Source organism: Sphaerisporangium dianthi, from assembly GCF_042654065.1.
In the GTDB taxonomy this organism is placed as follows: domain Bacteria; phylum Actinomycetota; class Actinomycetes; order Streptosporangiales; family Streptosporangiaceae; genus Sphaerisporangium; species Sphaerisporangium dianthi.
Genome location: NZ_JBHSFP010000006.1, coordinates 117,140 through 130,231 on the forward strand (window position 1 = coordinate 117,140; position 13,092 = coordinate 130,231).

General features: G+C 71.4%; 13 protein-coding genes. 9 read left to right on the forward strand and 4 right to left on the reverse strand.

Annotated features, from left to right (window positions below; all coding sequences use genetic code 11):
• The first annotated feature begins 123 nt into the window (after positions 1 to 123).
• Entirely contained in the window at positions 124 to 2,838 is a 2,715-nt protein-coding gene (locus ACFO60_RS11920; protein WP_380840090.1) for a phosphoenolpyruvate carboxylase, read from the forward strand.
• A 52-nt stretch (positions 2,839 to 2,890) separates the two neighbouring features.
• On the opposite strand, the gene ACFO60_RS11925 is transcribed toward ACFO60_RS11920, so the two are convergent.
• The 4 genes from ACFO60_RS11925 to ACFO60_RS11940 all read right to left on the reverse strand — a co-directional run bounded on the left by ACFO60_RS11925 (position 2,891) and on the right by ACFO60_RS11940 (position 6,795).
• On the reverse strand, positions 2,891 to 3,310 hold the full coding sequence (locus tag ACFO60_RS11925) for a type II toxin-antitoxin system VapC family toxin (RefSeq protein ID WP_380840091.1): 420 nt from the start codon (positions 3,308 to 3,310) through the stop codon (positions 2,891 to 2,893).
• Positions 3,282 to 3,569: a type II toxin-antitoxin system Phd/YefM family antitoxin gene (locus ACFO60_RS11930; protein WP_380840092.1), complete on the reverse strand. Its 288-nt coding sequence runs from the start codon at positions 3,567 to 3,569 to the stop codon at positions 3,282 to 3,284. Before ACFO60_RS11930 ends, ACFO60_RS11925 begins: the two co-directional genes overlap by 29 nt.
• Before the next feature lie 65 nt (positions 3,570 to 3,634).
• Entirely contained in the window at positions 3,635 to 4,540 is a 906-nt protein-coding gene (fdhD, locus tag ACFO60_RS11935) for a formate dehydrogenase accessory sulfurtransferase FdhD (protein WP_380840305.1), read from the reverse strand.
• Between the two features lie 38 nt (positions 4,541 to 4,578).
• Complete coding sequence (locus ACFO60_RS11940; protein WP_380840094.1) at positions 4,579 to 6,795, reverse strand: FdhF/YdeP family oxidoreductase; 2,217 nt, start codon at positions 6,793 to 6,795, stop codon at positions 4,579 to 4,581.
• A gap of 216 nt (positions 6,796 to 7,011) precedes the next feature.
• Between ACFO60_RS11940 and ACFO60_RS11945 the strand changes: the two genes are divergently transcribed.
• The 8 genes from ACFO60_RS11945 to ACFO60_RS11980 all read left to right on the forward strand — a co-directional run bounded on the left by ACFO60_RS11945 (position 7,012) and on the right by ACFO60_RS11980 (position 13,082).
• Positions 7,012 to 7,836 carry a biotin--[acetyl-CoA-carboxylase] ligase gene (locus tag ACFO60_RS11945; protein ID WP_380840095.1) on the forward strand — a complete coding sequence of 275 codons (825 nt, stop codon included), beginning with the start codon at positions 7,012 to 7,014 and terminating at the stop codon, positions 7,834 to 7,836.
• A 67-nt stretch (positions 7,837 to 7,903) separates the two neighbouring features.
• A complete protein-coding gene (locus tag ACFO60_RS11950) occupies positions 7,904 to 8,416 on the forward strand; it encodes a PH domain-containing protein (protein WP_380840096.1) in 513 nt (170 codons plus the stop codon).
• Between the two features lie 33 nt (positions 8,417 to 8,449).
• Positions 8,450 to 9,442, forward strand: a complete 993-nt coding sequence (locus ACFO60_RS11955) for an adenylate/guanylate cyclase domain-containing protein (RefSeq protein ID WP_380840097.1) — start codon at positions 8,450 to 8,452, stop codon at positions 9,440 to 9,442.
• Positions 9,443 to 9,522: 80 nt separating this feature from the next.
• Positions 9,523 to 10,608: an S-(hydroxymethyl)mycothiol dehydrogenase gene (locus ACFO60_RS11960; protein WP_380840098.1), complete on the forward strand. Its 1,086-nt coding sequence runs from the start codon at positions 9,523 to 9,525 to the stop codon at positions 10,606 to 10,608.
• Positions 10,609 to 10,660: 52 nt separating this feature from the next.
• Entirely contained in the window at positions 10,661 to 11,284 is a 624-nt protein-coding gene (locus ACFO60_RS11965; protein ID WP_380840100.1) for an MBL fold metallo-hydrolase, read from the forward strand.
• 171 nt (positions 11,285 to 11,455) lie between these two features.
• Positions 11,456 to 11,635 carry a (2Fe-2S)-binding protein gene (locus ACFO60_RS11970; RefSeq protein ID WP_380840306.1) on the forward strand — a complete coding sequence of 60 codons (180 nt, stop codon included), beginning with the start codon at positions 11,456 to 11,458 and terminating at the stop codon, positions 11,633 to 11,635.
• Between the two features lie 14 nt (positions 11,636 to 11,649).
• Positions 11,650 to 12,138 carry a bacterioferritin gene (gene bfr, locus ACFO60_RS11975; protein ID WP_380840102.1) on the forward strand — a complete coding sequence of 163 codons (489 nt, stop codon included), beginning with the start codon at positions 11,650 to 11,652 and terminating at the stop codon, positions 12,136 to 12,138.
• 275 nt (positions 12,139 to 12,413) lie between these two features.
• Positions 12,414 to 13,082 carry a response regulator transcription factor gene (locus ACFO60_RS11980; protein ID WP_030451323.1) on the forward strand — a complete coding sequence of 223 codons (669 nt, stop codon included), beginning with the start codon at positions 12,414 to 12,416 and terminating at the stop codon, positions 13,080 to 13,082.
• Positions 13,083 to 13,092: the final 10 nt, after the last annotated feature.

Genomic DNA, 13,092 nt, shown 5'->3' on the forward strand with positions numbered 1-13,092 from the left:
ACCTCGCCGACGGGCCGGTTCACCCGCCGGTCGACCGCGGTCAACCGGCCGGCAACCAGTGGTCTAGTCCAATGGATGAGACTGGTGCTCAGCGTGCCACGGTCACTGGATACCCTTCGTGGTATGGCCGCCATCGCATCACAGCAGGCAGAGCGTTCTCCTGTCGAACGGCACAGCGCCGTGTCAGAGATGCCCGACGAGCTGCGCGCCGACGTGCGCATGCTGGGCGAACTGCTGGGCCGCGTCATCGCCGAGGACGGCGGGCCCGACCTCCTGGCGGACGTCGAGCGCCTGCGCAAAGCGGTGATCGCCGCCCGCAGGCGCGAGCGGTCCATCGACGACGTGGCCGCCATGGTCGCGGAGTGGCCCATCGACAGGAGCGTGCAGATCGCCCGCGCGTTCACGTGCTACTTCCACCTGGTCAACCTGGCCGAGGAGCACTACCGCATCCGCATCCTGCGCTCCAGGGACACCGGCGAGGCGACGCTGCCCGAGTCGCTCGCCCAGGCGGTCGGCGAGCTGAAGCACGACCTCGGCGACGACGGGCTCGCGCGGCTGATCGCCGACCTTTCGTTCCGGCCGGTGCTCACCGCGCACCCCACCGAGGCGCGCCGCCGCGCGGTGGCCACCGCGATCCAGCGCATCAGCGCCCAGCTCGCCGAGTACAACGGGCCCGACCGGGGCGCCCACGAACGGGACGAGGCGCACCGCCGCCTGCTGGAGGAGATCGACCTGCTGTGGCGCACGGCCCAGCTCCGGCACACCAAGCTCGACCCGCTCGACGAGGTCCGCACGGCGATGGCGGCGTTCGACGAGACCCTGTTCCGCACCGTCCCGCGCATCTACCGCTCGCTGGACGCCGCGCTCGCCGAGGGCACCGGCCGGCGCGAGCCGCTGGCCAAGGCGTTCATCCGCTACGGCAGCTGGATCGGCGGCGACCGCGACGGCAACCCGAACGTGACCGCCCGGGTGACCAGGGAGGCCGTGCTCATCCAGGCCGAGCACGTGCTGACCGCCCTTGAGAACGCCACCACCCGCATCGGCCGCACCCTCACCGTCTGGAACGACGACAGCCCGCCCAGCAAGGAACTGCGCGAGGCGCTGACGGCGGCGGCGGACGACCACCCCGAGCTGGTCGCCGAGCTGGCCAAGCGCTCACCTCACGAGGCGCACCGCCAGTGGCTGCTCTTCGTGGCCGCCAAGATCGCCGCCACCCGCCGCCGCGATCTCGACCTGGCCTACCGCTCGCCCGCCGACCTGCTCAAAGACCTGCGCCTGTGCCAGTCCTCCCTGGTGGAGGCGGGCGCCACGCGCCAGGCGTACGGCGAGGTCCAGCATCTGATCTGGCAGGTCGAGACCTTCGGGTTCCACCTGGCCGAGCTGGAGGTCCGCCAGCACTCCCAGGTGCACGCCGCGGCCCTGCGGGAGGTTCGGGACGGCGCCACCTCCGAGCGCACCGAAGAGGTCCTGGCCACCCTGCGCATGATCGCCTGGATCCAGGAGCGCTTCGGGGTCGAGGCCTGCCCGCGGTACGTCGTGTCGTTCACCCGGTCGGCGGACGACATCGCCGCCGTCTACGAGCTCGCCGAGCACGCGCTGGGCAGCCGCGCCCCGACGATCGACGTCGTGCCGCTCTTCGAGTCCGGGGAAGACCTGGCCAACTCGGCCGACGTGCTCACGGGCATGCTGCGCCTGCCCGCCGTGCGCAAGCGGCTGGAGTCCAACGGCCGCCGCCTTGAGGTCATGCTCGGCTACTCCGACTCCGCCAAGGAGCTCGGCCCGGCCGCCGCGACGCTCAAGCTGTACGACGCGCAGGCCGAGCTCGCCGCGTGGGCCAAGGCCAACGATGTGCGGCTGACGCTGTTCCACGGCCGTGGCGGCGCCCTCGGCCGTGGCGGCGGCCCGGCCAACCGGGCCGTCCTGGCCCAGGCGCCCGGCTCGGTCGCGGGCCGGTTCAAGGTCACCGAGCAGGGCGAGGTGATCTTCGCCAGGTACGGCCACCCGGCGATCGCCCTGCGGCACATCGAGCAGGTGACCAACGCCGTGCTGCTCGCCTCCACGGCCTCGGTCGAGTCGCGCACGGCCGAGGCCGCCGCGCGCTATCGGCTGCTGGCCGAGCGGGTCGCCTCCGCCTCCGAACGCGCGTACCGCGCGCTGACCGAGGCTCCCGGGTTCCCCGAGTGGTTCGGTCTGGTCAGCCCGCTGGAGGAGATCGGTTCACTGCGCCTCGGCTCCCGTCCCGCCCGGCGCGGCCTCGGCGCCCCCCGGTCACTGGACGACCTGCGCGCGATCCCGTGGGTGTTCGCCTGGGCGCAGACCCGCGTCAACCTCCCCGGCTGGTACGGCCTCGGCAGCGGCCTCCTCGCCGCCACCGCCCCCGCCGCCTCCGAGGCCGGATCCGCCGCGCCCGAGGCGCTCGAACCCGGTCCGGGGCTCGACGAGCTGCGCCGGGCCTACGGCGAGTGGCCGCTGTTCGCCTCGCTCATGGACAACGCCGAGATGTCGCTGGCCAAGACCGACCGGCAGATCGCCGCCCGCTACCTGGCGCTCGGCGGCCGGCAGGACTTCGCCGACCAGGTGCTGGCCGAGTACGACCTCACCCGCAAGCTCGTGCTCGCCGTCACCGGCCACTCCAGGCTCCTGGAGAGCAGGCGGGTGCTCTCTCGCGCCGTCCAGCTGCGCGACCCCTACGTGGACGCCCTGTCCCACCTTCAGCTGCGCGCTCTCACCGCCCTCCGAGCGGAGGACCCCCTCTCGGAAGGCGAGCGCGACCGCCTGGAGACCCTCCTCCTGCTCAGCGTCAACGGCGTCGCCGCCGGCCTCCAGAACACGGGCTGACCCGTCTCCGCCGTCCGGCTCGAAGTGCGCAGGGACTGCCCAGGCGCACAGGTCACACGCACACGACGGTCAGCACGTTTTCAAGGCCCTTGAAATCGGCGCCGTTGCGCGTGTAAAGCGGCAGGCCCTGGGCGGATGCCACCGCCGCGATCATGAGGTCCAGCCTGCGGGGGCGAGGGTCTCGATCGGCGGCGATGGTGAGGGCCACCAGCGTCCCGTACCGGGCGGCGGCGTCCCCGTCGAAAGGCAATGGGGTGAAGTCGGTGACGGCGGCGCCGAGCCTCTCCATGCGCGCGGCTCTGGTAGCGCCGTCCTTGGCCATCGCCACCCCTTGGTGGAGTTCGGCGAGAGTGATCGCGGTGATCTCAGGAAGTACGGGCAATTGTGCCGGATCGATCAGACCTAGATCGATATAGGCACAAGTGTCCAGTACTCCCGACTCGTCACGAACCGGCATGATCGTTCGTCCCACGGCTGTCATCGTCGCCAACCCGGTCCTCCGTGCCGAAGAATTCGTCGGCGTCCTGGCGCATGCGCGCATGATCCACATGGGGCAGCCGACGGTGGCGAGCGACCAGCTCCTCCGCGGTCAGGCGTCTTCTGCGGGCCACGGGGCGCAGTTCGGCGACCTCGACGCCGTTACGGGTGATGTGGTAGATCTCGCCCGCCTCCACGGCGTCCATGACGGCTGCGGAGTTATTGCGGAACTCCCGCTGCGTGATGGTCTTCATGTCTCCAATGTAGCTCGCTGTGTCCTGTCGTGCTACACCTTTGGCTGATCCGTGGTGTGGCCAAGTCACGGCTGTTCGGTGGCCACGCGTTCAGGGGCGGCGTAGATGTTGAAGCGTTCGCCGCGGAGGAAGCCGACGAGGGTCATGCCGAAGTCCCTGGCCAGGTCGACGGCCAGCGATGAGGGCGCCGACACGCCGCACACCATGGGAAGGCCGGCGGCCAGGGCCTTCTGCATGATCTCGTAGCTCGTCCTGCCGCTGACGAGCAGGAGGTTCGCCTCGAGCGGCAGGCGCCCGGACATCAGCGCCCAGCCGACCAACTTGTCCACGGCGTTGTGCCGGCCGACGTCCTCGCGCACGGCGAGCAGCGACCCGTCGGCCGTGAACAGGCCGGCGGCGTGCAGGCCGCCGGTCTTGCCGAAGATGCCCTGGGCCTCGCGCAGCCGTCCGGGCAGCCCGTAGAGGACGTCGGCGGGGACCGGCGGCAGCGCCCGCCCGGGCAGGGCGCCTTGGACGCAGTGGTCGTCCGCGCCGCGAGGGGCGGCTTCTGTCAGGGCGGCGTGACGGGTGTGGAGGGCGTCGAGGCTGGCGGTGCCGCAGACGCCACAGGCACTCGATGTCATGAAATGCCGGTCCATGGCCGGCAGCTCGGGCAGGCTCCGGCCCCGCAGGTGGACGGTGACGGTGTTGTAGCGGGTCTCCGGCGGAAGGTCCTCGTCGGTGCAGTAGGCGATCGAGGCGATGTCCTCCGCTCGCGCGATGCCCTCGCCGGACAGGAAGCCGGCCGCGAGCTCGAAGTCGGCCCCCGGCGTCCGCATGGTGATCGCCAGGGTGCGGGTGTCCCCGCCCGCGGCGACGCGGATCTCCAGCGGCTCCTCGGTCGCCAGGTCGTCGCGCCGGTCTCGCACGGCCGCGCCGGACACCTCGCGCACCCGCACCCTGCTCGTCGGCCCCGGGCGCACGCGCCCCATGACCTCGGTGAAGCGCCGCTCCGGCAGCTCGCCGGTGGTCATGGTGCGGTCCTCCGCAGCGTGACCACGGCGTTGTAGTCGGGGATGCGGGCGTCGGGGGAGCGGCGGGCGGCGTCCAGCAGCACGTTGCCCTCCGGCCAGTGGATCTGCAGGTTGCCGGGCGTCAGCGGCGCGCGCAGCACGCGGCCGGTGAACCGTCCGGCCGCGCCGCGCAGCTCGATCTCGGCGCCGTCGGGAAGGCCGAGCCGGTCGGCGTCGTACGGGCTGATCAGGACGGCCTCGCGGGTGGCGCCGTTGAAGCCGTCGCGGCGCTCGTGGACCATGCTGTTGAACTGCTTGCCGCGCCGCGTGGCCACCATGAACGAGCCGTCGGGGCGCTCCAGCTCGGGGAGGGCGACCGACGAGAAGCGCCCGAGGCCGTCGGCGGTGGGGAACCGGCCGCCGGGGCACAGATGCCGCCCGCCGTACTGCACGTTGTCCCCGAACGCGGCCAGCGCGGCGATGCCGGCGTAGAACGGCACGGCGTCCTCGATCTCCCGGCGGATCTGCGGCGTGCCGCCCGGATAGCGGATCTTGTCCGCCAGCTCGGGCCGGGCGCGGGCCGCGAGCTCGGTGAAGATCTTCCACTCGGGCCAGGCCTCGCCGGCGCGCGGCCCCTCGACCTCGGGGGAGAAGATGACGCGGCGCTCGGTCGAGGTCTCGGTCACCCCGCCCGCCATCTCGTACCGCGTCTGCGCCGGCAGCAGCAGCACGTCGCCCTGCGCCTCGGCGAGCATCTGGCTGGACAGCACGATGTCGATGTGCACGCGCAGCGGGAGGCGGGCGAGCGCCTCGCGGCAGTAGGCGGGGTCGGGCAGCACCTCCAGGAAGTTGCCGCCGGAGGAGATCAGGACGTCCAGCTCGCCCGCGTGGGCCGCGTCGATCATGTCGGTCACGGTGAGCCCCGGTGTGGCCGGCACCTCGAAGCCCCACCGCTCGGTGAACCTGCCGGCGTTCTCCGGGGTGATCGGCAGGCCGCCGGGCAGGCCGGTGGCGTAGGCGCCCATCTCGGCGCCGCCCTGGACGCCGCTGTGCCCGCGGATCGGCATCAGGCCGCAGTGGTCGCGCCCGACGAACCCTCTGGCCAGGGCCAGGTTGACGATGGAGCGGACGTTCTCCTCGCCGTAGGAGTGCTGGGTGATGCCCATCGACCACACCAGCACCGCCGACTTCGCCTCGCCGAGCAGCTTGGCCAGCTCGTACATCTGCTCCCGCGTCGCGCCGCTGAGCGCCTCCAGCGACTCCCACGACTGGGCGGCCACCGCCCGCCGGGCGTCCTCGAAGCCGGCGGTGTGCGCGTCGATGAACGCCTTGTCCAGCCAGTCGTTCTCGACGAGGTGCTTGAGCACGCCGTTGAGGAAGCCGATGTCGCCGCCGACGTTCACCCCGAAGAAGTCGTCGGTGATCTTGGTGCCGAACACCGCGGACTCGGCGTTGGACGGCACCCAGTAGCGCTGCATGCCGGGCTCGCGGTAGGAGTTGACCATCACGACGCGGGTGCCGGCCTTCTTGGCGTGGTACAGGTACTTCATGGCGACCGGCTGGTTGTTGGAGGGGTTGGAGCCGATGAAGACGATGAGGTCGGAGCCGATCCAGTCGGTGTAGGAACAGGTGGTCGCGGCGGCGCCGATGGTCTGCTTCAGCGCCACCGTCGAGGGCGAGTGGCAGATGCGCGCGGCGTTGTCGATGGAGTTGGTGCCGAGCGCCCGCACGGCCTTCTGGGCGGCGAAGTAGTTCTCGTTCGGCACGCCCCGGCTGGTGAGGTAGGCGCCGGCCCGCGCGCCGGCGTGCAGGTGGGAGGCGGCAAGGTCGAGCGCCTCGTCCCAGCTCACGCGGGTGAAGCCGGGCTCGCCCTTGCGGCGCAGCATCGGGTAGGGCAGGCGGCCGAGGTCGCGCAGCTCGGCGCTGCGCATCGCCGCCAGCGCCGAGACGTCGGCCAGCGGCGCCGGGTCCAGCGGCGGCATGGTGTTCAGCTTGAGCAGGCGCAGCCGGATGTTGCACAGGTGGATCTCGTCCATGGTCCAGTCGCGCATCCCGCGGGTGCCCAGGGCGCAGCCGTCGCAGGTGCCCTGGGTGAGGATGCGCCAGGCGTAGCGCCGGCGGCCCTTGACGGACCGGAACGCCTTCCACAGTTCCAGATAGTTGTTGGGCTTGCGCTCGCCGATGCCGAAGGGCTTCCAGCTCGCCCAGTTCCGAGGGTCCAGACGCTTGCTCACCGGACGTTCACCCGTTTCTCGTCCCTGTTGCCGGCCGTTCGCGCGGCCTGCTCATAGCATCATCTTTTCCCCCGATCTGACGAACCGGGGGCCACCCGCGGCACGGCCCCCGCCGGGCGGGGCCGGTCCGCGCCCGTGATGACGCCTTACCCACTGCGGGCCGGTCGTCCCGTGGGCGGTGGAGCATGACCGTGCGGCAGGGAGGAGGATGGAGGGGTGCTCGATTCGCCGTACACCGATCTGGAGCGGCCGCCTCTGTCCGAGGCCGCGCTGAACAGGGCCGTCGTCCGTCCGGGGAGCCTTTGGACGCGGCTCGCCGTCGTCGGCCGCACCGGCTCAACCAACGCCGACCTGGCGCGGGCCGCGCGCGAGGGGGCCGGCGAGGGGGCGGTGCTCATCGCCGAGCTGCAGGACAGCGGGCGCGGGCGCCTCGGCCGGGTGTGGACGGCTCCCGCGCGCTCCAGCCTGACCTTCTCCATGCTGCTGCGCCCCGCCGTCCCGGCGGCCAGGCAGGGCTGGCTGACGCTGCTGGTGGCGCTGGCCGCCGCCTCGGCCGTGCGCCGCCTCGCGAACGTGGACGTCCGGCTGAAGTGGCCGAACGACCTGCTCATCGGCGAGCGCAAGCTCGCGGGCATCCTCGCCGAGCGGGTGGAGGGCGCCGTCGTCGTCGGCATGGGCCTCAACGTCTCGCTGCGGCCGGCGGAGCTGCCCGTCCCCACCGCCACCTCGCTGGCCATCGAGGAGGCCGAGTGCGCCGACCGCGACCCGCTGATCAGGGGCGTGCTGCGAGAGGTCGAGACGCACTACCGCGACTGGGTGGCGGCGGGCGGCGACGCCGACGCCAGCGGGCTGCGCGCCGCCTACATCGCGGCGAGCGCCACCATCGGCAAAGAGGTCAGGGTCGAGCTGCCCGGCGACCGCGTGCTGCGGGGGGTCGCCACCGGCGTGGACGTCTCCGGGCAGCTGGTCGTCGACGCCGGCGGCGCCGGCCACGCGCTCAGCGCGGGCGACGTGATCCACGTCCGCCCCGCCCAGCCCTGACGCTCCTCGCCGCGCCGACTTCACCGTAGGGAGACGTGGGGCCGGTGGGCGTGCCACGATTTGCCCCATGGGTCTCCCTGAACATCATCTGACGACGGGGGAGCGGGTCGTCCACTCCTTCCACCCGCACTGGAAGCGCCTGGTGCTGCCGTTCGTCGCGCTTCTGCTGGTCATCGCCGCCTCCAGCGCGGCCTTGCTGTTCATCCCCACCGACTACGAGTACGCGGGCTTCGCGTGGATCGCGGTGGCCGTCGTCTCGGTCGTCGCGCTGACGCTGTGGTCCTTCATCCCGTACCTGCGGTGGAAGACGACGTCGTACACGCTGACCACGCACCGGTTCAACATCAGCACCGGCATCCTCAGCAAGTCCGACGACGACATCCCGCTCACCAAGGTCAACAGCGTGAGCTCCGACCAGAGCTTCGTCGAGCGGATGCTCGGCTGCGGCACGCTCGTGGTCGAGTCGGCCTCCGACAAGGGGGAGATCAACCTCAGGGACATCCCCAAGATCCAGGCCGTCCGGTCAGAGCTGTTCCGGCTGGTGGAGGACGCATCCGACGGGGACATCGACGGCCGGTGAGACATGCCCCGAAGGTGGCGTAACCTCCTGAAGGTGCGTGAGACCGACACCGTGCGCCGTCCCACGGCCGAAGAGATCGAGCAGCTGTTCGTGGGCTCGGCGCCTCGCCATACCCAGGGCGATGTGGCGGAGCTCGCGGGCGTCCCGCCCGAGCTGGCCCGCCGCATCTGGCGGGCGCTCGGCTTCGCCACCCCGGCCGACGACGCCCGCGCCTTCACCGACGCCGACGTGGAGGCCCTGGGCCGCGTGGCGGGCATGCTCGGCGGCGAGATGATCGACGAGGAGACCGTCGTGCGGATGGCCCGCGCGCTGGGCCAGACCACCGCGAGGCTCGCGCAGTGGCAGTCCGAGATCATGATCGGCGCGCTGCTCGACCTGTCGGAGCCGCCGGGCGACGAAGACCTGGCGGGCGTCATGGAGGTGACGCGGCGGCTGCTGCCCGACTTCGAGCGGCTCCTCGTGCACGTGTGGCGCGCCCAGCTCGCCGCCGCCGGCGCCCGTCTGCTCGCGACGGCCGACGTCGGCGCCGAGACCGCGCCGGGACGGCCCAGCCTGGCCGTCGGGTTCGCCGACCTGGTGTCGTTCACCCAGGTGTCGCGCGAGCTGGACGAGCAGGGCCTGGCCGAGCTGGTGGAGAACTTCGAGGCCAGGGCCTCCGACGTGGTCGCCGGTCACGGCGCCCGGCTGGTCAAGACCCTCGGAGACGAGGTGCTGTTCACCGCCCCGACGGCCGAGACGGCGGCGCGCATCGCCCTCGACCTTGTGGACGTGCTCCTCGAGGACGGCAGGGAGGTGCGGGTCGGGCTGTCGTACGGGCCCGTCCTGCCGGTCATGGGCGACGTGTTCGGCACCACGGTCAACCTCGCCGCCCGGCTCACCGCGATCGCCCGGCCGTGCACCGTGCTGGTGGACCCCGGCCTCGCCGAAGGCGTCGAGGGCGCCCCCGGCCTGCTGGCCCAGCGCATCCGCCGCAGGCCCGCCCGCGGCCTCGGCATGATCCAGCCGTACGTGCTCCGCCGGTCCTGAGGCGGGCGCTACCGTCAGCGTTGTCAACGCCAGGGCGTGCCGATATACGTTGTGCAGGCCGATAGAGGGAGAGACGCACCATGCCGTACGAAGTCCAGGGCGTGATCGCCAGTGGCAAGGGCGAAGCCGTGACCCTGCAGACCGTCATCGTCCCCGACCCCGGCCCGGGCGAGGCGGTCGTCAACGTGCAGGCGTGCGGAGTGTGCCACACCGACCTGCACTATCGCGAGGGCGGCATCAACGACGAGTTCCCGTTCCTGCTCGGTCACGAGGCCGCCGGAGTGGTGGAGGCCGTCGGCCCCGGCGTGACCGGCGTCGCCCCCGGTGACTACGTGATCCTCAACTGGCGGGCCGTCTGCGGCAACTGCCGGGCCTGCCTGCGGGGCCGTCCCTGGTACTGCTTCGCCACCCACAACGCCGCCCAGAAGATGACCCTCGCCGACGGCACGCCGCTCAGCCCCGCCCTCGGCATCGGCGCGTTCGCCGCCAAGACCCTGGTCGCCGCCGGGCAGTGCACCAAGGTCGACCCCGACGCCCGGCCGGCGGTGGCGGGCCTGCTCGGCTGCGGCGTGATGGCCGGCCTGGGCGCGGCGATCAACACCGGCGGCGTCTCGCGCGGCGACTCGGTGGCCGTCATCGGCTGCGGCGGCGTGGGCGACGCGGCCATCCTCGGGTCGTCGCTCGCGGGGGCGGCGCGGATCATCGCGGTGGACGTGGACGACCGCAAGCTCGACCTGGCCGGCCGGTTCGGCGCGACGCACGTCGTCAACTCCTCGACCACCGACGCCGTCGAGGCGATCCGCGAGCTGACCGGCGGGCACGGGGCCGACGTGGTGATCGAGGCCGTCGGCCGCCCCGAGACCTACAAGCAGGCCTTCTACGCGCGCGACCTGGCCGGCACCGTCGTGCTGGTCGGCGTGCCGACGCCGGACATGATGCTGGAGCTGCCGCTGCTGGACGTCTTCGGCCGGGGCGGGGCGCTGAAGTCCTCCTGGTACGGCGACTGCCTGCCGAGCCGCGACTTCCCCATGCTCATCGACCTCTACCTGCAGGGGCGGCTGAACCTCGACGGGTTCGTGTCCGAGACGATCGAACTGGACCAGGTCGAGGACGCCTTCGCCAAGATGCAACGCGGCGAGGTGCTCCGTTCGGTGGTGGTCCTGTGACCCCGGCGCGCGTTCCGGCGCGGCGGGCCGTGACACGAGGGGAGGGCCCGCGATGACCATCGGGAAGATCGTCACGTCGGGGACGTTCACGCTGGACGGCGGCAGCTGGGACGTCGACAACAATGTGTGGCTGGTCGGCGACGACCACGAGGTCGTCGTGATCGACGCCGCGCACGACGCGGAGGCCATCCGGCAGGCGGTCGGCGGCCGGCGGCTCAAGGCCATCGTGTGCACCCACGCGCACAACGACCACATCAACGCGGCGGGGGCGCTGGCGGACGCGACCGGCGCGCCGATCATGCTGCATCCGGCGGACGCCGTGCTGTGGGAGATGGTCTACGGCGCCGAGCGCGAGTACGAGCCGCTCAAGGACGGCGACGTGATCGAGGTCGCGGGGGCCGCGCTGCACGTGCTGCACACTCCCGGGCACGCCCCGGGCGCGGTGTGCCTGTACGCTCCCGAGCTCGGCGCGGTGTTCACCGGGGACACCCTGTTCTCCGGCGGGCCGGGGGCGACCGGACGCTCCTACTCGTCCTTCGACACGATCATCGGCAGCATCCGCGACCGGCTGCTCACACTGCCGCCCGAGACGGTCGTGCACACCGGGCACGGCGATTCCACGAGCATCGGCGCCGAGGCGCCCGACCTTCAGGAGTGGATCAGCCGGGGGCATTGACGCAGGTCCGCGTGCATCGTCGGTAGGGCGCGCCGGGTCGGCGGGGCGCGAGGGCACGGCATGGCCGGGTGAAGGCTCGGTCGATGTTGCACAGCTCACATAGGCAACCCTTACCTGTGTGGGTTACCTTAGGTATGCCTAACCTATTTTGACGTGAAGGGCGTACCCAGCATGTACGTATGCATCTGCCGGGCGGTGACCGATAGCGATGTGCACGACTGCATCGCCTCGGGGGCCAGGAGCGCGCGACAGATCCGCGACGCAACGGGCGCGGGCGCCGACTGCGCGACATGCGTGCGGAAGATCTGTGCGATGCTGAAGAGATCGGAGGATCTGGTCGCGACCGCGTAAATGGGAGGCAGCACGTGCAGGGGGACACAGAGATCATCGCTCTGCTCAATGAACAGTTGACGTCGGAGCTCACCGCCATCAACCAGTACTTCCTGCACGCCAAGCTGCAGGAGCACTGGGGCTACACCAAGCTCGCCGCCGTCACGAGAGCCGAGTCGATCGACGAGATGCGGCACGCCGAGGTGCTCACCGACCGCATCCTGTTCCTGGAGGGCCTCCCGAACTACCAGAAGCTCGGCACCCTGCACATCGGGCAGACCATCAGGGAGCAGCTGACCGCCGACCTCGAACTCGAGGTGGAGGTCGTCCGGAGGCTGCGGCCGGGCATCCAGCTCATGCGCGAGCGCGGCGACGTCACCTCCGCCCGCATCTTCGAGGACATCCTCAAGGACGAGGAACACCACATCGACTACCTGGAGACCGAGCTGCAGCTCCTGGAGACCCTCGGCGAGGGCCTCTACCTCCAGCGGTACGTGGACCCGCCCGGGGGCTCCGGCTCCTGACTCGGCGAGGCGCCGCGCCCTCGGCTCCGGGTTCATGCCCGGCCGGGGGCGCGCTCGTTTCCGCTTCCGCCCGTTTCGATGGGTAGCCGCGACACGCCGCTCCGCGTTCTCGCGCCGCTTCGCGAGCGTACTCCTGAGGCGATCGGGGTAGGAGGTAATGCGGGTGGGGTCGTCCGAGTTTCTGAGTCTTTGCCCAGGTCAATTGGTGGGTCAACGACGAGTCAAACCGCGCGCTGCACCCGGGAAACGATCGCCTAAGGTCCTACGATCGCTTTATGACCTGCGTACTTCTCGCCGAGGATGACACCTCGATCTCCGAGCCCCTGGCGCGCGCGCTGCGCCGAGAGGGCTACCAGGTGGAGGTGAGTCCCGATGGCCCGCAGGCCCTGGAAAGGGCTCTGTCCGGGGGCGTCGACCTCATTGTGCTCGACCTGGGCCTACCTGAAATGGACGGCCTGGAGGTCGCCCGCCGCATCCGCGCCGAAGGGCACGGCACGCCCGTGCTCATCCTGACCGCACGCGTCGACGAGGTCGACACCGTGGTCGGGCTCGACGCCGGTGCCGATGACTACGTGACCAAGCCGTTCAGGCTTGCCGAACTGCTCGCCCGGGTGCGGGCGCTCCTGCGGCGCGGCACGTCCGAGACCCCCGTGGTCCAGGGCGTGCGCATCGACGCCGACTCGCGCCGTGCCTGGATGGGAGACAAGGAGCTGCATCTCACCACCAAGGAGTTCGACCTCCTTCGCGTGCTCGTGCGCGACGCCGGCAAGGTCGTCACGCGCGAGCAGATCATGCGCGAGGTGTGGGACACCAACTGGTGGGGTTCGACGAAGACTCTCGACATGCACATCTCATGGCTGCGGCGCAAGCTGGGGGACGACGCCGCCAAGCCGCGCTACATCACCACGGTCCGTGGGGTCGGCTTCCGATTCGAGCGCGAATAGCCCATAGCTA

Excerpts from the sequence above, each read along its gene's own strand:
- ACFO60_RS11965 (WP_380840100.1), top strand. The coding sequence starts at position 10,661 with ATGACCATCGGGAAGATCGTCACGTCGGGGACGTTCACGCTGGACGGC.
- ACFO60_RS11970 (WP_380840306.1), top strand. The coding sequence starts at position 11,456 with ATGTACGTATGCATCTGCCGGGCGGTGACCGATAGCGATGTGCACGAC.
- ACFO60_RS11930 (WP_380840092.1), bottom strand. The coding sequence starts at position 3,569 with ATGAAGACCATCACGCAGCGGGAGTTCCGCAATAACTCCGCAGCCGTC.
- ACFO60_RS11950 (WP_380840096.1), top strand. The coding sequence starts at position 7,904 with ATGGGTCTCCCTGAACATCATCTGACGACGGGGGAGCGGGTCGTCCAC.
- ACFO60_RS11980 (WP_030451323.1), top strand. The coding sequence starts at position 12,414 with ATGACCTGCGTACTTCTCGCCGAGGATGACACCTCGATCTCCGAGCCC.
- ACFO60_RS11920 (WP_380840090.1), top strand. The coding sequence starts at position 124 with ATGGCCGCCATCGCATCACAGCAGGCAGAGCGTTCTCCTGTCGAACGG.
- ACFO60_RS11960 (WP_380840098.1), top strand. The coding sequence starts at position 9,523 with ATGCCGTACGAAGTCCAGGGCGTGATCGCCAGTGGCAAGGGCGAAGCC.
- fdhD (WP_380840305.1), bottom strand. The coding sequence starts at position 4,540 with ATGGGGCGCGTGCGCCCGGGGCCGACGAGCAGGGTGCGGGTGCGCGAG.